Annotated in this window: 16 protein-coding genes; 12 read left to right on the top strand and 4 right to left on the bottom strand. The window is 72.2% G+C overall.

From position 1 onward, the window contains the following. Positions 1-376: 376 nt before the first annotated feature. Positions 377-823 (bottom strand): carboxymuconolactone decarboxylase family protein, encoded by a 447-nt coding sequence (locus ACTMTF_RS29025; protein ID WP_441113515.1) that lies wholly within the window; start codon positions 821-823, stop codon positions 377-379. A 79-nt stretch (positions 824-902) separates the two neighbouring features. After that, the gene (locus tag ACTMTF_RS29020) at positions 903-1,352 is read right to left on the bottom strand and encodes a hypothetical protein (protein ID WP_441113514.1); all 450 of its coding nucleotides are present in this window, start codon (positions 1,350-1,352) and stop codon (positions 903-905) included. Between the two features lie 74 nt (positions 1,353-1,426). Between ACTMTF_RS29020 and ACTMTF_RS29015 the strand changes: the two genes are divergently transcribed. From ACTMTF_RS29015 to sthA, 9 genes are all read left to right on the top strand, one after another. Next, complete coding sequence (locus ACTMTF_RS29015) at positions 1,427-2,560, top strand: MFS transporter (protein WP_441113513.1); 1,134 nt, start codon at positions 1,427-1,429, stop codon at positions 2,558-2,560. Positions 2,561-2,611: 51 nt separating this feature from the next. Further along, entirely contained in the window at positions 2,612-2,863 is a 252-nt protein-coding gene (locus tag ACTMTF_RS29010) for a hypothetical protein (protein ID WP_397003440.1), read from the top strand. A gap of 158 nt (positions 2,864-3,021) precedes the next feature. Further along, positions 3,022-3,774: a GntR family transcriptional regulator gene (locus ACTMTF_RS29005; RefSeq protein ID WP_441113512.1), complete on the top strand. Its 753-nt coding sequence runs from the start codon at positions 3,022-3,024 to the stop codon at positions 3,772-3,774. Further along, the gene (locus ACTMTF_RS29000; RefSeq protein WP_397003436.1) at positions 3,765-3,992 is read left to right on the top strand and encodes a ferredoxin family protein; all 228 of its coding nucleotides are present in this window, start codon (positions 3,765-3,767) and stop codon (positions 3,990-3,992) included. The genes ACTMTF_RS29005 and ACTMTF_RS29000 overlap by 10 nt, the downstream gene beginning before the upstream one ends. 11 nt (positions 3,993-4,003) lie before the next feature. Beyond that, a complete protein-coding gene (locus tag ACTMTF_RS28995) occupies positions 4,004-5,422 on the top strand; it encodes an ABC transporter substrate-binding protein (RefSeq protein WP_441113511.1) in 1,419 nt (472 codons plus the stop codon). Next, entirely contained in the window at positions 5,422-6,207 is a 786-nt protein-coding gene (locus ACTMTF_RS28990; protein WP_441113510.1) for an ABC transporter permease, read from the top strand. The genes ACTMTF_RS28995 and ACTMTF_RS28990 overlap by 1 nt, the downstream gene beginning before the upstream one ends. Continuing rightward, positions 6,204-6,959: an ABC transporter ATP-binding protein gene (locus ACTMTF_RS28985; RefSeq protein ID WP_441113509.1), complete on the top strand. Its 756-nt coding sequence runs from the start codon at positions 6,204-6,206 to the stop codon at positions 6,957-6,959. The genes ACTMTF_RS28990 and ACTMTF_RS28985 overlap by 4 nt, the downstream gene beginning before the upstream one ends. Further along, positions 6,960-9,659 (top strand): fumarate reductase/succinate dehydrogenase flavoprotein subunit, encoded by a 2,700-nt coding sequence (locus ACTMTF_RS28980; RefSeq protein ID WP_441113508.1) that lies wholly within the window; start codon positions 6,960-6,962, stop codon positions 9,657-9,659. Between the two features lie 26 nt (positions 9,660-9,685). Then, positions 9,686-11,092 carry a Si-specific NAD(P)(+) transhydrogenase gene (gene sthA / locus ACTMTF_RS28975; protein ID WP_397003426.1) on the top strand — a complete coding sequence of 469 codons (1,407 nt, stop codon included), beginning with the start codon at positions 9,686-9,688 and terminating at the stop codon, positions 11,090-11,092. 25 nt (positions 11,093-11,117) lie between these two features. Here sthA and ACTMTF_RS28970 read toward each other — a convergent pair whose 3' ends face one another. Beyond that, positions 11,118-11,861, bottom strand: coding sequence for a DoxX family protein (locus ACTMTF_RS28970; RefSeq protein WP_441113507.1), 744 nt, complete (start codon positions 11,859-11,861; stop codon positions 11,118-11,120). A gap of 26 nt (positions 11,862-11,887) precedes the next feature. Beyond that, a complete protein-coding gene (locus ACTMTF_RS28965) occupies positions 11,888-13,426 on the bottom strand; it encodes an MFS transporter (protein ID WP_397003422.1) in 1,539 nt (512 codons plus the stop codon). A gap of 262 nt (positions 13,427-13,688) precedes the next feature. Here ACTMTF_RS28965 and ACTMTF_RS28960 point away from each other — a divergent pair, with 262 nt between their 5' ends. The 3 genes from ACTMTF_RS28960 to ACTMTF_RS28950 all read left to right on the top strand — a co-directional run bounded on the left by ACTMTF_RS28960 (position 13,689) and on the right by ACTMTF_RS28950 (position 18,840). Continuing rightward, on the top strand, positions 13,689-15,521 hold the full coding sequence (locus ACTMTF_RS28960; protein WP_441113506.1) for a tetratricopeptide repeat protein: 1,833 nt from the start codon (positions 13,689-13,691) through the stop codon (positions 15,519-15,521). Positions 15,522-15,536: 15 nt separating this feature from the next. Then, entirely contained in the window at positions 15,537-16,433 is an 897-nt protein-coding gene (locus tag ACTMTF_RS28955; RefSeq protein WP_441113505.1) for a haloalkane dehalogenase, read from the top strand. Positions 16,434-16,497: 64 nt separating this feature from the next. After that, the gene (locus ACTMTF_RS28950; protein WP_441113504.1) at positions 16,498-18,840 is read left to right on the top strand and encodes an AAA family ATPase; all 2,343 of its coding nucleotides are present in this window, start codon (positions 16,498-16,500) and stop codon (positions 18,838-18,840) included. The last annotated feature ends 57 nt before the right edge of the window (positions 18,841-18,897 follow it).

Genomic DNA, 18,897 nt, shown 5'->3' with positions numbered 1-18,897 from the left:
TGATAATCCTGTTACTTATGTTATCTACAGATACCCCTGTATGTTCGGTGTAAGGATCAGATCAGTAGGGAAGACGTCGGCCCGACGGAGATCGCAGGTCCAGGTCTGTTCCACGGTCCGGACGCCGCTTGCTCGTCGTCTTGACGGTTCTCACGCGTCTCATGGTCTGCCCCCTCTCGGTGCTCGCCCTGGGCCCACTCTGCGCCGCGCCGCTTGACAGCGGCTTGGCGACGGGTTGCCCTGGGCGCCAACCTAACCGGCGACACGCGGACGCTCAATGCATTTGTACGTCTTCGTACGGTGATGAGCACGGTGATGAGCAGGCTGCTGGGCCCGGTGACGGTGGGCGACACGGAGCCGTGCCGCCCACCGTTGGTCACATGGCGCCGGGAGGGGTCCTGGTCGTGACGGCGATCCGGTTCCAGGCGTTGATCATCGCGATCGCGACCACCATCGACGCGAGCTGCTGCTCGTCGTAGTGCTCGGCCGCCTCCTGCCACACCGCGTCGGGCACGGCCGCGCGGTCGGCCAGCCGGGTCGCCTCCTCGGTGAGCGCGAGCGCGGCCCGCTCCGCGGGGCTGTAGACGGTGGCCTCCCGCCAGGCGGCCACCGACCAGATCCGCTCGTCGGCCTCGCCGGCCTTCTTCAGGTCACGGCTGTGCATGTCGACGCAGAGGGCGCAGCCGTTGATCTGGCTGGCGCGCAGCTTCATCAGCCCCAGCGTGCCGAGGGGCAGCCCGCAGGTGTGCAGGTACGCCTCCACGGCGATGAACGACTTGTAGGCCTCCGGAGCGAGCGCCGCCACATTGAGCCGCTGTGTCATGGGAACCTCCTTGATGTGGTGCTTACTCAAGGAGGACGGGGCAGGGCCGCTCGTTGTGACAGCTTCGGCGGAGAATCCTCTAGCCCGCGCAGTTACCCCACGAGGCTCGGCCGCCCCACGCCTCCACCCGGCCGCGCGGGTCCTTGGTCCAGCCCGCGTACTTCACGCACTTCCAGGCTCCCGTGAGGTGGCCGGTCTCGGCGTAGTAGCGATACTCGCGCACGTCCACCGACTTGGCGCCGCCCCGGATGTTGAGCGCGGCGCCCGTGACCGTACGCGTCCCCCGGTAGGCCGTCTTGATCGCGGCGACGCAGTTCTTCCCGCCGCGCTTGTTGAACATGAGGTACACATGCCCGAACACCGCGCCGGCGCGGGTCTTCATCGAGCGGTGGCCGTCCGCGACCCGGTGGAAGCCGGGACCGCAGATGCTCTCCGGGGACTGGGCCGCGGAGGCGGCGTAGGCGGGCGCGGGGGTGGCGGCGATCCCGGCGGCGACCAGAGTGGCCGCGATGACCGTTCTCGTGAGCACGAGCTTCCCTTCGCAGGGGGACTTACAGGACGTCGACCGACTTTACTGGGAACTGACCGAACAGTGGAGCGTTCGTGAAGATAAATGCCGCGCCGCTGATCGCCGTCTGCGCGGCCTGGGGCGTCTTCTGGGGCTCCTGGTCGGCGCTGCTGCCGGCGGTCAAGGAGCAGCTCGGGGTCTCCACGGCAGAGCTCGGGCTGGCGCTGATCGGCACGCCGGTGGGGGCGATCCCGGTGATGGCCCTGGTCGGCCGGCTGGCCTCCGGCAGGGAACGATCCGCGCTGCTCACCTCCACGGTGGTCTTCGCGCTGAGCATCGTTGCCGTCGGCCAGGTCGCCTCGGCCCCGCAGCTGGCCGTGGCGCTGCTGGTCGTCGGCGCCACCAGCGGAGCGCTCGACGTCACGCTCAACATGGCCACCGGGCGGGCCGAGCGGGAGAGCGGGCGCAGGTTGTTCCAGCCGGTGCACGCCGCCTTCCCCGTCGCGGTGATCGCCGCCGCGCCCGCCACCGGCCTGGCTCGCGAGCAGGGTGTCGAGACGCAGGCGATACTGCTGGTGATCGGCGTGGTCGTCGTGGTCGCGGCGGCCTCGCTGACGCTCCTGCCCATGGGCCGGGGCCTGCCGCCCGTGCCGGGCGACGGCGCCCGGCCGCGCCGCTGGACCGCCGCGCTGCTGCTCGGCGGGCTCCTGGCGGCTGTGCTCACCATCGAGAACGCCGTCGAGCAGTGGTCGGTGCTGCTGCTCGAGGACCACCAGGGCGCCTCGGTCCTGCTGGCCAGCGCCGCACCCGCCGCCTACATGGCCGCGCTCACCGCCGGTCGCCTCATCGCCCAGGCGCTGCCCCGGCTGACGCCGCGCACCCTGTATCTGGTGGGGGGAGCGGGCGGCTGCGGCGGCATCGTCCTGGCGGGGCTGGCCGACTCGCCGGGGCCCTCGCTGGCCTGGTTCGCCCTCACCGGGCTCACGCTCGGCCCGCTGGTGCCCGCCCTGCTCAGCCGTGCCGCGGCCGGCGACCCCACCGGAGCGCTGGTGTCCAGCGTGTCGACCATCTCCTACGCCGCCTTCGTGGCCTCCCCGCTGCTCGTCGCGGCGCTGGCGGCGTGGCTCGGCCTGCCCGGCGCCCTCGCCTGCCTGGGCTTGTTCGCCCTCCCGCTGCTGGCGATGGCCGCGCTCTCGCGGCCTGAATATGGCCGTTCGTTGAGGAGATGAATCCCTGCCACCGGGTAGCCCATCGGCGAGTCCACGAAAGAGGGGATCACCATGGCCGTCTGCGAGACCTGCGGCAACGACTACGACATGGCCTTCGAGGTGCACGCTCAGGGGGCCGTCCACACCTTCGACTCCTTCCAGTGCGCCATCCAGGCCATGGCGCCGATCTGCGAGCACTGCGGCACCAAGGTCATCGGCCACGGGGTCCAGTCGGGCGAGCACTGGTACTGCTGTGCCCACTGCGCCCGCCAGGAGGGCACCCGTGGCATCGTCGACCGGATCATGGCGGGCGCGTCCGCCTGAGAACAGGTGGCAGATCTTGCCACACAGAAGTCGGAACGCCTGGTGGAGGGCCTGTCGCGCCATCGTCCACCTGGCGCAATCTCCTCGTTATTCCCTTTTTCCTACCTGATTAGTAGGTTGATTCCCGGCAGCACAGGCGAGACGGCCGGGAGGCAGGGATGGTACGGGTGGTGGCGCGGCGGCACCGGGCCGATCGTGCCCGGCAGGTGGCCGATCTGCTGAGAAGGCAGGTCGTGCTCGGGCAGTTCCCGCACGGCCGGCTGCCGCTGGAGGCGGCGCTGGCCCGTGAGTTCCACACCTCGCGCAACACCGTGCGCGAGGCGCTCCACCTGCTGCGCGAGGAGGGGCTGGTCGAGCGGTCCCCGGGCGTGGGCACCACCGTGGCGGGCGAGAAGTATCCCCACGGCCTGCACCGGCTGCTCGGCCTGGCCGAGACCCTGCACGAGCACGGCGAGGTGACCAACCAGGTCAGGACGATGACCCTGATCGAGCCGCCCGCGACGGTCCGCCACCGGCTCGGCCTGCCCACCGGGGAGCAGGTCATCTACCTCGAACGGCTCCGGCTGCTCAACGGCCTGCCGCTCTCCCTGGACCTGACCTACCTGGTCCGCGACGTCGGCGAGCCGCTGTTCGACGCCGATCTCGTGCACAACGACATCTTCGTGCTGCTCGAACAGATCGCGAGCCAGCCGCTCGGCACGGCCGAGCTGACCCTCGAAGCGGTCAACGCCGACCCGCACACCGCCGCCGCCCTCGACGCGCCGCGCGGCGCCGCGCTGCTCATGGTCGAGCGGCTCACGCACCTGGCCGACGGGCGGCCGGTCGACCTGGAGTTCATCCGCTTCAGAGGCGACCGGCTGACCATGCGCGGTCATCTGAACCGCGAACCGGAGGAGAAGCCATGGCACTGATCACCCAGCGGGTCGAGGTCCCCGTGACCATCGACGAGGGACTCTGCATCGACGGCTGCACGCTCTGCGTGGAGGCGTGCCCGCTCGATTCCCTGGCCATCAGCGACGAGACGGGCAAGGCGTACATGCACGTCGACGAGTGCTGGTACTGCGGCCCGTGCGCCGCCAGGTGCCCCGTCGACGCCGTCACCATCAACATCCCCTACCTGCTGCGATGAAGGAACGACCGATGCGCGTGACCCTGGCGGTCCTCACCCTGCTGGCCGCGACCGGCTGCACCGTCGCCGCTCCCGCGTCCGGCCAGGCGGGCGGGCAGGACAGGACGACGGTCGTCGTCGGCTACCAGTCCAAGACCATCAACACCGTGACCGCCGGAACGCTGCTGCGCTCGCTCGGCTACCTGGAGAAGCGACTCGGCGACAAGTACGCCGTCGAGTGGCAGGACTTCGAGACCGGCGCCCCCATCACGGCCAAGATGGTCGCCGGGAAGATCGACATCGGCTCGATGGGCGACTACCCGCTGCTGATCAACGCCTCCCGCACCCAGCACATCCCGGCGGCCCGCACGGAGCTGGTCTCCATCACGGGCTACAACCTGCGCGGCGGCCTCAACATGGTCGTCGTCCCGCCCGGTTCCACGGCGAAGACCCTCACCGACCTGAAGGGCGCCAAGATCTCCGCCAGCGTCGGCTCCGCCGGGCACGGCACGCTCGTCCAGGCGCTGGAACGGGCGGGCCTCGATCCGGCCGCCGACACCGAGATCGTCAACCACCAGCCGGCGGTCGGCTCCTCACAGCTCGAATCCGGCGGCGTCCAGGGCTACGCGCAGTTCGTGGCCTGGCCGGGCCTGCTGGTCTTCCAGGACAAGGGCCGGCTGATCTACGACGGCTCCGCGCTGGACGTGCCCACCTTCCACGGCGTGGTGCTGCGCGAGGCGTACGCCGAGGAACACCCCGAGGTGGTGGACGCCTTCCTCAAGGCGCAGATGGACGCCACCCGCTACCTGCACGAGCACCCCCTGGAGGCCGCCGAGTCCGTGGCGCGGACGACCGGCCTGCCGGCCGAGGTCGTCTACCTCTACAACGGGCGGGGCGGCATCTCCACCTTCGACGTCACGCTCAAGCCACAGCTCAAGGCCGCCCACGAGCACGACGTGCCGTTCCTCAAGCGGATCGGCACCGACTTCCCGGGGGTGGACGTCCCGGCCTTCGTCAACGACACCTACCTGCGCAAGGCGTACGGCGCGGCCTACGACACCGACGTGGCCCGGCTGACGAACCCCGCCGCGATCACCGGCACCGACCCGGTCTGCGGCGGCCCGGTCGACGATCCGAGGACGGCCTCCGAGCTGTGGCCGGCCGGCGCCACCACGACCCGGCCCGCCGCCACGCCGACCTGCCTGCTGCGCCAGATCGCCAAGGCGGGCGACACCGTACGGGCCGCGTACGTCCCGGACACGGTCACCGGCACCAAGTGGTTCGCCGCCGACTCCGTCTGGCTCCGCGACCCCGGCGCCACGGCGAACGCCCGGTTCCTGCCCTTCACCACGCAGGACGGCGCCGACGCCTACCGCGAGGACCACCCGAAGGCCGAGCCGATCTCCTACGAGGCCGCGCTCAAGGCCGCCGAGCAGGGCGGGGACACCTGATGGGCGCCCGGCGGTGGAGCGGGGTGGTCAAGGTGGCCTCGCTCCTGGCGGCGGCGGGGCTGTGGCAGGTGCTCACCGTCACCGACGCACGCCTGTGGCTGGCCTTCGACCGGCTGCCGACGCTGGACGAGATCGCCGGTGAGGCCGCGCGCCGGCTCGCCACCTCGGTCTACTACCTGGACCTGCTGCAGAGCCTGGTGCGCATCCTCACCGGGTTCGGCCTGGCCGCGGTCGTGGGCCTGGCCGTGGGCATCGCCGTCGCCCGCTCGGCCCCCACCCGCGACGTGGTGCTGCCGCTGCTCGAAGCCCTGCGCCCGATCCCGGCGATCGCGCTGGTCCCGGTGGCGATCCTGCTCTTCCCTACCGACGAGCAGGGCATCGTGTTCATCACCTTCGTCGCCGCCTTCTTCCCGATCATGGTCAGCACCCGGCACGCCGTGCGCGCCCTGCCGACCCTGTGGGAGGACGCCGTCAGGACGCTCGGCGGCGGCCGTCGCCACGTGCTCTGGAACGTCGTGCTGCCCGGCATCCTGCCCGGCCTGTTCGGCGGGCTGTCCGTCGGCATGGGCGTGGCGTGGATCTGCGTGATCTCCGCGGAGATGATCTCCGGCGAGTTCGGCGTCGGATACCGCACCTGGCAGTCCTACACGCTCGTCGACTACCCGGCGGTGATCGTCGGGATGGCCACCATCGGCCTGCTCGGCTGGCTCACCTCGGCCGCCATCGAACTCATCGGGCGCAAGGCCACCCGCTGGCTGCCCCGCGCGGAAGGGAGCACCGCATGACGACGCTCGCCCGGCAGGAGAGGACGGCCGGGGCGCAGGCCGGACTCGGGTTCACCCTGGAGTCGCTGACCCTGGGCTACGGGCCCGAGCTGATCCTGCGTGAGATCCAGCTGGAGGTGGTCCCCGGCGAGGTGCTGGTCGTCGTCGGCTCCTCGGGGTCGGGCAAGTCCACGCTGCTCCGGTCGCTGGCGGGCCTGCTCAGGCCGTACAGCGGAAAGGTGCTGGCGGGCGGCGCGGAGGTTGCGGCCACGTCAGGGGACCGCGCGATGATCTTCCAGGACGACGGTCTGCTGCCGTGGCGGACCGTCAGGCGCAACGTCGAGCTGCCGCTGCGCATCCGCGGGATCCCCCGGCGCGAGCGCGCGGCGGCGGCGCACGCCTGGATCGGCCGGGTGGGGCTCGCCGGGTCGGAGAACAAGCTGCCGCGCGAGCTGTCCGGCGGCATGCGGCAGCGCGTCCAGCTCGCCCGCGCCCTCGTCGGCGCGCCCCGCGCCGTGCTGATGGACGAGCCGTTCGGCGCGCTCGACGCCCAGACCCGCGCCCAGATGCAGCGCCTCCTGCTCGACGTGCTGCGCGACACCCGGGCGACCGTGGTCTTCGTGACCCATGACGTGGACGAGGCCCTGCTGCTCGCCGACCGGGTGGTGGTGCTCGAACGGCAGGGCGTCCGCTCGGTGATCGAGGTGCCGGGACCACGCGACCCCGCCGCCGACAGGGGCGAGCTGCGCGCCAGGATTCTGGAGGAACTGTAGATGGAGATCCCCTCGATCGAGGACCGCCTGCACCTGGAGTGCGAGGTGCTCGTCGTCGGCGGCGGCACCGCCGGCACGATGGCCGCGATCACCGCCGCCGAGCAGGGCGCCCGCGTCCTGCTGCTGGAGAAGGCGCACGTACGGCACAGCGGCGCGCTGGCCATGGGCATGGACGGCGTCAACAACGCCGTCATCCCCGGCAAGGCCACGCCCGAGGACTACGTCGCCGAGATCACCCGGGCCAACGACGGGATCGTCAACCAGAAGACGATCTACCAGACGGCCACCCGGGGCCACGAGATGGTCAAGCGCCTCGAACGCTACGGCGTGAAGTTCGAGAAGGACGAGTACGGCGAGTACGCCGTGCGCAGGGTGCACCGCTCGGGCAGCTACGTCCTGCCGATGCCCGAGGGCAAGGACGTCAAGAAGGTCCTCTACCGGGTGCTGCGCCGCCGCGACATCCGGGAGAAGGTGCGCATCGAGAACCGGGTCATGCCGGTCAGAGTGCTCACCGTCGACGGCCGGGCGGCCGGGATCGCCGGGTTCGACACCCGCTCGGGCCGGTTCGTCACCGTTTCGGCCGGGGCGGTCATCCTGGCGACCGGCGCGTGCGGCCGCCTCGGCCTGCCCGCCAGCGGCTACCTGTACGGCACCTACGAGAACCCCACCAACGCCGGCGACGGATACGCCATGGCCTACCACGCGGGCGCGGAGCTCAGCGGCATCGAGTGCTTCCAGATCAACCCGCTGATCAAGGACTACAACGGCCCGGCCTGCGCGTACGTGGCCAATCCGTTCGGCGGCTACCAGGTCAACAGCAAGGGGGAGCGGTTCGTCGACTCCGACTACTGGTCGGGGCAGATGATGGCGGAGGTGGCCGCCGAGATCGACTCGGCCCGCGGGCCCATCTACCTCAAGCTCACGCACCTGCCCGAGGAGACCATCAGCGCGGTGGAGAACATCCTGCACTTCACCGAGCGGCCCACCCGCGGCACCTTCCACGCCGGGCGCGGCCACGACTACCGCACCCACGACGTGGAGATGCACATCTCCGAGATCGGCCTGTGCGGCGGCCACTCCGCCTCCGGGGTGTGGGTGGACGAGCACGGCGCGACCACGGTGCCCGGCCTGTACGCGGCGGGCGACCTCGCCTGCGTGCCGCACAACTACATGATCGGCGCGTTCGTGTTCGGCGACCTCGCCGGCGCGCACGCCGCCGCGCACAACCGGCACGACGGCACCGCCGACGCGCTGCCGGAAGGCCAGATCGCCGACGCGCACGAGCTGATCTACCGCCCGCTGCGCCACCCCGACGGGCCGCCGCAGCAGCAGGTGGAGTACAAACTGCGGCGTTTCGTCAACGACTACATCGCCCCGCCCAAGACCGGCGCCAAGCTGGAGATCGCGCTGGAGTCCTTCGAGCGGATGCGCGACGAGATCGCCTCGATGGGCGCGCGCACCCCGCACGAGCTCATGCGCTGCGCCGAGGTGGACTTCATCCGCGACTGCGCCGAGATGGCCGCCCGCGCCTCGCTCACCCGCACCGAGAGCCGCTGGGGCCTCTACCACGAGCGCGCCGACCTGCCCGCCCGCGACGACGCCGCCTGGCTGTACCACCTGAACCTGCGCAGGCGGTCCGACGGCGCGATGGAGTTCGTCAAGCGGCCGGTGGAGCCGTACCTCGTGCCCGTGCCGGAGTTCACGCCGGCCGGCGGCGAGCCGGTGCCGCTCGGCGCCCAGGCCGCCACGGCGATCCGGCGCGTCACGGCCGCCAGCGCGGAGCGGACCGCGGTCGGGCGCTCGCCCCGGATCCTGGAGCTGAACCGGCTGGCCGAGGAGCAGCCCACGGTGGACCGGCTCGCCCCCTACCTGGCCGACGCCGACCCCAAGGTCCGCCGTGCGGCCATCGCCACGCTCACCGAGACCGTCCCCGAAGGCGCGGGCGCGGCCCTGGTCGCCGCGCTCGCCGACGACCACGGCACGGTACGCCGCGCCGCCGCAGCCGGCCTCCGGGAGCTGGTCGAGGTCCTGCCCGCGACCCCGGCGTTCGGCGCCGCCCTGGCCGAACGCCTGACCAGCGCCGACGCCCTGGTCAGAGCCACCGGCCTGGACGTCCTGCGCGCCCTGCGGCTCGGCGACGCGCACCTCTTCGGCGCGGGCATGGCCGACCCCGACCGCCGGGTGCGCATCGAGGCGATCCGCGGGCTGGTCTCGCTCGACGAGACCGACCGGGTGGCCGCGGCCGCCGCAGACCCGTCCCGCGAGGTCCGGGTCTGGGCCGCCAAGGGCCTCGGCCTCATCGGCAAGCCGTCCCCCGTGCTGGCCCTCCTGGCCGACGACGCCGACCCGCTGGTCAGAGCCGCCGCCCTGGAGGCGTCGGGAGCCGTCGGCGCCCCGCTGGAGGAGCAGGCGCTGCGCGGGCTCACCGCTCCCGACTGGGAGGTGCGCGTCGGCGCGGCCCGCTGCCTGGCCGCCTCGGACCGGCGGACCGCGGTGGCGCCGCTCGCCGCCGCGCTCGCCGACGCCAACCTCGACGTACGCAAGGCGGCCGTGCTCGCGCTCACCCGATGGTCGACGGCGCCCCCTGCCGCCGCCGCACTCCGGGCCGCGCTGTCGGACCCGGACGCCGACGTCCGCGCCTACGCCCGCAAAGCGCTCGACGACCGGCCGGCGAACACCGGGGCGCAGCCCTTCTCCTGATCGCCCGCAGCCAGCACACTGGCGATGTGGCCGATTTCGAGGTGGTTGTCATTGGTACGGGTCCCGGCGGGCAGAAAGCGGCCATCGCCGCGGCGAAGCTCGGCAAACGAGTGGCGGTGGTCGAGAAACGCAACATGATCGGCGGGGTGTGCATCAACACCGGCACCATCCCGTCCAAGACGCTCCGCGAGGCGGTCCTCTACCTCACCGGACTCAACCAGCGGGAGCTGTACGGCGCGAGCTACCGGGTGAAGGACGAGATCACGGTCGCCGACCTCGGGATGCGCACCCAGCACGTGATCGGCCGGGAGATCCAGGTGATCCGGAGCCAGCTGGGCCGCAACCACGTCACCCTCCTGCAGGGAACCGCGCGGTTCCTGGACCCGCACACCATCGGGGTCGTCGACGACGAGGAAGAGAAGAAGATCACGGCCGACAAGATCGTGATCGCCACCGGCACCTCGCCGGCCCGCCCGGCCAGCGTGGAGTTCGACGACAAGACCGTCATCGACTCCGACGCGATCCTGCATCTGGAGAAGGTGCCCGAGACGCTCGTGGTGGTGGGCGCCGGGGTCATCGGCATCGAGTACGCCTCCATGTTCGCGGCGCTCGGCACCAAGGTCACCGTCGTGGAGCGGCGCGAGCGGATGCTGGACTTCTGCGACCTGGAGATCGTCGAAGCGCTGAAGTACCACCTGCGGGACCTCGCGGTGACCTTCCGGTTCGGCGAGACCGTGGCCGCCGTCGAGCGGAGGTCCCGGGGCGCGCTGACCGTCCTGGAGAGCGGCAAGCGCATCCCCGCCGACTGCGTCATGTACTCGGCCGGCCGCCAGGGCCGCACGGCCGAGCTGTGCCTGGAGGCCGCCGGGCTGGAGGCCGACGACCGGGGCCGGATCGCGGTGGACGAGAACTACGCCACCACGGTCCCGCACATCTACGCGGTGGGCGACGTCATCGGCTTCCCGGCGCTGGCCGCGACCTCGATGGAGCAGGGCAGGCTGGCCGCCCAGCACGCCTGCGGCGAACCGGTGGGGGAGATGCACCACCTGGCGCCGATCGGGATCTACACCATCCCGGAGATCAGCTTCGTCGGGAAGTCCGAGGACGAGCTCACCCGGGACAAGATCCCGTTCGAGGTCGGCATCTCGCGCTACCGCGAACTGGCCAGAGGACAGATCATCGGCGACTCGTACGGCATGCTCAAGCTGCTGGTCTCCACCGAGGACCGGCGGCTGCTCGGCGTGCACGTGTTCGGCACCGGGGCCACCGAGCTGGTGCACATCGGGCAGACGGTCATGGGCTGTGGCGCGACGGTCGACTACCTGGTCAACGCCGTGTTCAACTACCCGACCCTGGCGGAGTCGTACAAGGTGGCGGCGCTGGACGCGACGAACAAGATGCGGGTGATCGCCCGGCTGACCGCCGACCTGTGACAGCCGCCGCCGCGCCCGCGACCGGCTAGTCGCCGCCCGAGGTGGTGCGGCGGCCGCGGGCCGGCGGCTTCTTGCGGCCCGCCACCAGCGTGTCGCCCTGAGCGGGCTCGTCGGAGGGGGCCGGGGCGGAGTCCGTACGGCGCGGCCTGGCGTGCGGAGCGGTGTCCTCCAGCGAGACGTCCGGGTCGGCCGCCTTGGCGGGCGGCTCCTTCTTGGCGGCGTCCCTGGTGGTGTCCTTGGTGGCGTCCTTCGTCGCGGCGGTCCCGGCGTCGGAGGTCTTCGTGACGGGGTCGGCGGCCGGTTTCGACGGCTCGCGCAAGGAAGCGATCACCGCGTCGGCCTCATGGTCGGCCGCGAACTCGCTGGCCGCCTCCGACTCCCTGCGCCTGATCACCACCATGTGGTCCACGGAGATCCGCCCCGCGCCCACCACGGCCAGCAGCAGCGAGGCCGCGCCCAGCAGGATCAGCTCGTTGAGGGTGATGGGATTGAGCGGCGGCGCCACCCACAGGACCGCGACCGCCTCGGCGAACAGGATCAGCCCCGTCACCGACACCATCAGCCCCGCGATCAGCAGCGCGCCGCCGATCAGCTCGGTGAGCATGGTGATCGTGGCCCAGGCGCGGGGGGCGGGTGCGCCCTGCCCCTGGAACTGCACGCCGGTCTGCGTCAGGCCGATCTCGAGCTTGCGCCAGCCGTTGGCGAAGAAGATGCCGCCGACACCTAACCGGGCGACGATCGCGGCGAGATCACGCAGGGTCTGCTTCACGGTTGTTGTCTGCCCTGATCGGGACATCACACACCTCTATCACGACGGAGCAGCGTGGCCACGGCCAGGGCGGTCAGGCTGAGCAGGATGACGCTCACGACCACGGTCGTGTGCAGGGCGTTGACGAAGGCCCAGCGGGCCGCGTCGAGTAGGGCGCTGCCCGCGCTGCCGCCCACCTGGTCCGCCACGTGGGCGGCGCCGGCCAGCGACTGCCTGGCCTGGTCCATGCCGGGCTCCGGCACCCCCGGCACGGTGCGCAGGGCGGGGGCGTACACGATCGTGGTGATCGTGCCGAGGACGGCGACGCCGAGGCCGGCGCCCAGTTCGTAGGCCGTCTCCTCGATGGCGGCGGCGCCGCCGGCGTGGGACTCGGTGGCCGACGACATGATCGTGTCGGAGGCGGCGAGCAGGGAGACCTGGACGCCGAAGCCGATGCCCACGAAGCAGCACGCGAGCATGACGGGATGGCCCTCGACGCCCCAGGTCAGCGTGGGCATGAGGGAGAGCGCGACGAGGCCGAGGCCGCCGCTCATGGTGGCCCGCATGCCGATCCTGGGCAGGATGTGCGCCGCGGCCAGCCCTCCGGCGATGGCCGACAGCACCAGCGGGAGCATCCGGAGCGCGGCGCGTACCTCACTGTCGCCGAGCACGAGCTGCAGATACTGCGCCAGCATGAGCTGCAGGCCCACCAGCGCGAACACGCCGAACAGCACGCCGGCCACGCCGGTGGTGAACTCACGGCTCCGGAACAGGCCCACCTCCAGCAGCGGCGTGGTCAGCCGGGTCTGCCGCCTGACGAACCAGACCAGCAGCGCCACCCCGCTCAAGAAGACGGCCACGGCGGCGCCCAGCGGCATCAGGCTGCCCGAGCCCGCCTCCTTGAGCCCGAAGGCGAGCGCCAGGATGCCGAGCACGGACAGGACGGCGCTCAGCCCGTCCCAGGGCCGCTCGCTCCGCTCCCGCGAGTCCGGGAGCAGGCGCGCTGCGGCGGGCAGCAGCACGAGCAGGATCGGCACGTTGATCAGGAAGACCGCACCCCACCACCAGCCGACGAGCAGGCCGCCGACGAGCGGCCCGAGCGCGGCCCCCGCGGCGGCGACCGCGCTCCAGACGCCCAGGGCGATGGCCCGTTCGCGACGGTCGGTGAACACCTGCCGGATCAGCGACAGCGTGGCCGGCATGATCATCGCGCCGCCCACGCCGAGCAGCGCCCTGGAGAGGATCAGGGCCAGCGGGGTGGTGGAGGCGGCCGCCGCCGCCGAGGCGACGCCGAACAGCACGAACCCCGCGAGGACGAGTCGTTTTCGCCCGTAGCGGTCGCCGAGCGTGCCGAACATGATCAGCAGCGGCGCCACGACCAGCGAGTAGACGTCGACGATCCACAGCAACTGGACCGCCGACGGCTCCAGGGCGGCGGTGAGGGCGGGGACCGCGATGTGCAGCACGGTGGCGTCGACGGTGATGAGCAGAAGACTCAAGCAGAGCAGGGCCAGGATGACCCAGCGGTTGTCCCGCTGCTCGGGATCGGGGCGCCGTGCGATGCGAGCGGCCTGTGTGACGGTCATGGACCTCCTTGCAGGCCGATCAGTTCACAGCAGGCCCACATGAACTTGCGTGGCAGCTTAGGCCATGTCACGCAATGGGTGTAGCGGTATCGAATGATCCACCGGCGGTCGATACCTCTCTAGAGAGATACAGCCATATGTCGGGATCTATTCAGCGTCCATCAGTCGACCGATCATGGCTGTCGTGGGGACCGACGGCACGGATGGCGAGAGCGGCACATCCGACCGGTCGCCACGTGACTGGTGCGCCCAAGCCGTCACCATGTTATCCGCCGGTCGCGCGGACAGCGCCCTGGCCGCCGCCAGCGCCGCGACCCACCTCGATCCCGCCAGCGAGTGGGCCTATCGCCTGGTCAGCCTCGCGCAGGAGCGCATCGGGCGGCTGCCGGACGCCGTCGACTCCGCCGAACGGGCGGTGCTCCTCGCACCCGGCTCGTGGGCGGCCCGCCTGCGCCTGGGCGCCGTGCTGCGCCACGTCCCCGGCCGCTGGGACGAGGCCGCCGAGCAGGCCGCGCTCGCCGCGCGGTTCGCCCCGGAGGAGCCGGACACGCACGTCCTGGTCGCCGACCTCGACCTGCTCCGCGCCGAGCACGCCGAGGCCGCGCGCGGATACCGCCAGGCGCTGCGCCTGGACCCGCTGCACCCGCAGGCCCACGTCAACCTCGGCCTGACGCTGCTGCGCTGGGAGCGGTCCAGGACGCACCACGACCCGGCCTGGCCGATCGACCCCCGCGAGACCGGCTGGGCCAGGAGGGCCCTGGAGGTGTGGTCCCGCCAGACCCGCCTGCTGGTCGCCGTCGCGACCGCCGCCGTCGCGGTGGCCGCACTCGTCTTCGACCGGGGGCCGCAGGCGGAGCTGGGCGGCCTGGCCGTGCTCGTGCTGCTGGCCGCGCTCACGGTACGGCAGGCCCGCCGGGTCCGGGCGTGGGCCTGGGTGCCGGCCATGCTGGGGCGCGATCCGTGGTTCGGGGCGCCGGTCGCGGGCGGCGTCGTGGCGGTCGTCGCGTTCGCCGGGTGGCTGGCGCTGGCCTCGGCGCCGGCGGGGATCGCCGTGGTGCCCGGCCTGCCGGCCGGTGGGCTGCCCTGGGCGGGCCTGCTCTGGGCCGGGCTGGGCGGCCTCGCGGTGCTCGGCTGGCCGGCGCTGGCCGCCGTACGCGCACTCGCGGAAACCTGGCGTGGCCACCCCCTACGCGCCCTGACCCACTTCCAACAGGCCGCCACCGAGCGCACGACGCCCGGGAACGAGGGGGACCGTCCCGAGGGTCTCAGCCCGGGAGGGCGTGCGGAACTCGGGGACGCGGGTGAGCGTCCTGGAGAGGTCCGAAGGCGTACGGATATGGGCGAGCGTTCCTTGGATGTCGGTGCGGGGGAGCGTGCGGGGCGGCGGAACGCGGGGGTGACCTTGTGGGTTCTGCTCGGCCGTACCTGGTCGGTGCTGGTGCCGTTGGGGTGTGCGGCTCTGGTGGTGGAGCCGCGGGCCGCCGTCGTGGCGCTGGCGGTGCCGTACCCGATGCTGCGCGCCTGGCGCGCCACCCGGCACGGGCGCGACCGCTGGGTGGCGGTCGCGGGCGGGCTGACCGTGCTGGCGGCGGTGGGGTGCGCGGCCGGGGGCGGGCTCGGGCTGGTCTGGGGGTGGCGGGTGGGATTCGGCGCGCTCGGCGCGGTGGCGGCCGTGTTCGCGTTGCGGACCGCGCGGTCCTGGTGGAAGGGGGTGCCCGGCCCGTGGCGCGCCTCGCTGATCATGTGTGAGCTGCCCATGGGGGCCGAGCCGACCGTCGTGCTCACGTCACAGGCGCGGCAGGCGTTCGGCTATGCCAGGACCGTCGTGCTGGCCTACGGCGACGCCCTGGGGCCCAGGGTGGTGGGCGCGGTGGCCACGATCACCGCCTCGGGCGAGCTCAAGGTGATCGCCGGGCCGCAGGCGTGGGAGGCGATCGAGGCCGACCCGAGCGTGTCGGTGTTCGCCGCAGACCCCCTGCAGCGCAGGCACTGGGTCGAGGTGCGGGGCGTCGCGCTGGCCGGCTCGGACGTCCTGCGTGTCACTCCCAAGAAGGTGCTCGTCGGGGAGTTCCCCGGGCGGCATCAGCGCCGCTAGCTAGAATCTTGTTCTATGCGAGTTCTGCGCACGCCCGAAGAGCGCTTCGCCGGCCTGCCCGGCTTCCCCTACGAACCCCGCTACGCCGAGGTGCCCGACGGCCTGCGGATGGCCTACGTCGAGGCCGGGCCCGCCGACGGGGAGCCGGTGGTCCTGCTGCACGGCGAGCCCTCCTGGTCGTTCCTCTACCGCGACGTCATGCGGGAGCTCGCGGCGGCCGGGCTGCGCGCGATCGCCGTCGACCTCGTGGGATTCGGCCGCTCCGACAAGCCAGCCGACGTCGGCGACCACAGCTACGCCGGGCACGTGGAGTGGACCCGCTCCCTGCTGTACGACGCGCTCGGCCTGACCGGTGTCACCCTGGTCGGCCAGGACTGGGGCGGCCTGATCGGCCTGCGCCTGGCCGCCGAGCATCCCGATCGCGTCGCCAGGATCGTCGCCGCCAACACGGGCTTGCCGACCGGTGACATTCCCATGCCCGAGGTGTGGCACCGGTTCAAGGACGCGGTGATCAGCGCGCCCGCCCTGGACATCGCCCGGTTCGTCCAGTCCGGCTGCGTCACCGAGCTGCCGCCCGAGGTCCGCGCCGCCTACGACGCCCCCTTCCCCGACGAGACGTACAAGGCGGGACCGCGAGCCATGCCGCCGCTCGTGCCCGCCACGCCCGACGACCCGGCCGCGCCCGCGAACCGCGCCGCCTGGCAGATCCTCACCACGCTCGACCGGCCGTTCCTCGTCGTCTTCTCCGACAGCGACCCGATCACCGGCGGCATGGCGCCCATTCTGCGCAGGTCGATGCGGGGAGCGGCGGGCCGGGCCCACCCGGTGATCAACGGCGCGGGGCACTTCCTCCAGGAGGACGCGGGCACCGAACTCGGGCGGCACATAGCGGCTTTCGTGACCTCCACCTAGCGTGTCAGGTCCGCCCAACCGACGGTCCGGTGCGGTATAACCAGGGGCGGACCGGGGAGGCGTGATGCAGGAGTCCAGCAGGACCCGAACCGCGGGACGGGCCGCGATGCGGGATCTGTTCGAACAGGTGCGGCAGCGTTACTTCCGGCTTCCACCGGCCGTCCGGCGCGTGCTGTACGTAGCGGTCCTGATCGGCGCGGTCGGCCTGGCCGCCGCGCTCGGCGGCGACCTCGTCAACACCTTCCTGATCACCGGGGCGGTGCTCTGCTTCGTCGCGCTCACCCTGCGCTTCCCGCGTGCCGCCGCGACCGCGCTGGTCGTCGTGGGCTGGTGCGTGTTGCTCCCCGTCTTCATGATGCTCTTCCCGGTTCCGTCCATGGCCCCCACGCTGCTGCTCGTGCTGGCCCTGCCGGTGGCCGCCGGCGCCCACCTGATCCGCTGGGTGACGCCGTGGGTGTCCGCGCTGCTCGCCTTCGTGGCCGCCGGCGCGCTCGCCGCCGCGCTCTCGCTGGTCTCGGCCGACCTCGCGGTCTGGGTCGCCTACGGCGCCGCCGCCGCCGTCCTCGGCTACCGCTTCCTGCTCGCCCGCAGGGCCAGGTCCGAGATGAGCGCCGAGGAGCAGGTACGCGTACGGGCGCGTGAGGGCAGGCCGGAGCCGGCCCCCGACAAGCAGCCGGCGCTGCCCCAGATCTCCGTCGAGGAGGCGCTCGCCGAGCTCGACAGCATGATCGGCCTGGCCCCGGTCAAGGAGCAAGTCCGCTCGATCGCCGCCTCCATCGAGGCGTCCCGGCTGCGCGCCGAGGCCGGCTACACCGCTGGGCGTCCCACCAGGCACTTCGTCTTCCTCGGCCCGCCCGGCACCGGCAAGACCAGCGTGGCGCGCACCCTCGCGAAGATCTTCTACGCGTTCGGCCTGCTGGAGACGCCCTACGTGGTCGAGGGGCAGCGGGCCGACCTGGTCGGCGAGTTCCTCGGCGCGACCGCGATCAAGACCAACGAACTGGTGGACAAGGCGCTGGGCGGCGTGCTGTTCATCGACGAGGCCTACGGCCTGGTCAACTCCGGGGACGGCCAGCCCGACCGGTTCGGCGCCGAGGCCGTGCAGACGCTGCTCAAGCGGGCCGAGGACGACCGTGACCGGCTGATCATCATCCTGGCCGGCTACGAGCAGGAGATGACCTCGTTCCTGTCCAGCAACCCCGGCCTGGCCAGCAGGTTCGCCACCAGGGTGCGCTTCCCCACCTACTCGGCGGGCGAGCTGGCCGAGATCACCGAGCTGCTCCAGCGCCGCCGTGGTGACGCGATGGGCCCCGAGGCCAAGGTCAAGCTCCTCGCCCGGTTCGAGGACGTACACCGGCGGGGGCTCGTCGACGAGCTCGGCAACGCCAGGTTCGCGCGCAGCCTCGTCGAGGCGGCCGCCCAGGCCCGCGACGTGCGGGTGGTGGGCGCGGGCGGCACGCCGACCACCGAGGACCTGGTGACGACCACGACCGCCGACGTGACCAAGGCCTTCGACGAGCTGACCGCGCGCTTCCGGGGCTACGTGGCCACTCCCACGCTGGAGGAGGCGCTGGCCGATCTCGACAGGATGGCCGGGCTCGCGCCGGTCAAGCGGCAGGTGCACGCGATCGCCGCGCAGCTCCAGGTGGCCCGCATGCGGCAGGAGCGCGGGCTGCCCACTCCGGCCCAGACCCGCCACTTCGTGTTCGTCGGCCCGCCCGGCACCGGCAAGACCACCGTCGCCAGGGTCGTCGGCCGCGTCTTCGCCGCGCTCGGCCTGCTGGCCAGGCCCGACGTGGTGGAGGCGCACCGGGCCGATCTGGTCGGCCAGCATCTCGGCGCGACCGCGATCAAGACCAATGAGCTGGTGGACCGGGCGCTGGGCGGCGTGCTGTTCATCGACGAGGCCTACAGCCTGGTCAACCCCGGCTACTCCGGCGGCGACGCGTTCGGCGCCGAGGCCGTGCAGACGCTGCTCAAGCGGGCCGAGGACGACCGCGACCGGCTCGTCATCGTGCTGGCCGGCTACCAGCGCGAGATGGACGCCTTCCTCGCCACCAACCCCGGCCTGGCCAGCAGGTTCAGCCAGCGGGTGACGTTCCCCAGCTACTCCCCGGCCGAGCTGTCGGAGATCGCCGTGCTGCTGGCCGAGGAGGCCGGCGACCGCTTCGACGACGACGCGCTGAGCGACCTCGACGAGGTCTTCGCCTGGGTGTGCGACGAGCGGCTGATCGACGGTCTCGGCAACGGCAGGTTCGCCAGGTCGCTGTTCGAGCGCGCGGCCATGCGCCGCGACGTGCGCCTGGCCGCGCTGGCCTCGACCGGCGAGTCCACCAGCTCCGCCGAGCTGACCACCATCACCAGCGACGACGTCCGCACCGCCGTGGACGAACTTTCCGGACGCTAACCAGACACCTCTTTGGCACATGCGTGCGCCCACATGCTCACTTGGTGTAGCAATATG

The sequence above is a fragment of the Nonomuraea sp. ZG12 genome (assembly GCF_052068115.1).
GTDB lineage: Bacteria > Actinomycetota > Actinomycetes > Streptosporangiales > Streptosporangiaceae > Nonomuraea.
The sequence above is the reverse complement of the archived record's forward strand: the minus strand, read 5'-3'. Positions and strand labels throughout refer to the sequence as shown.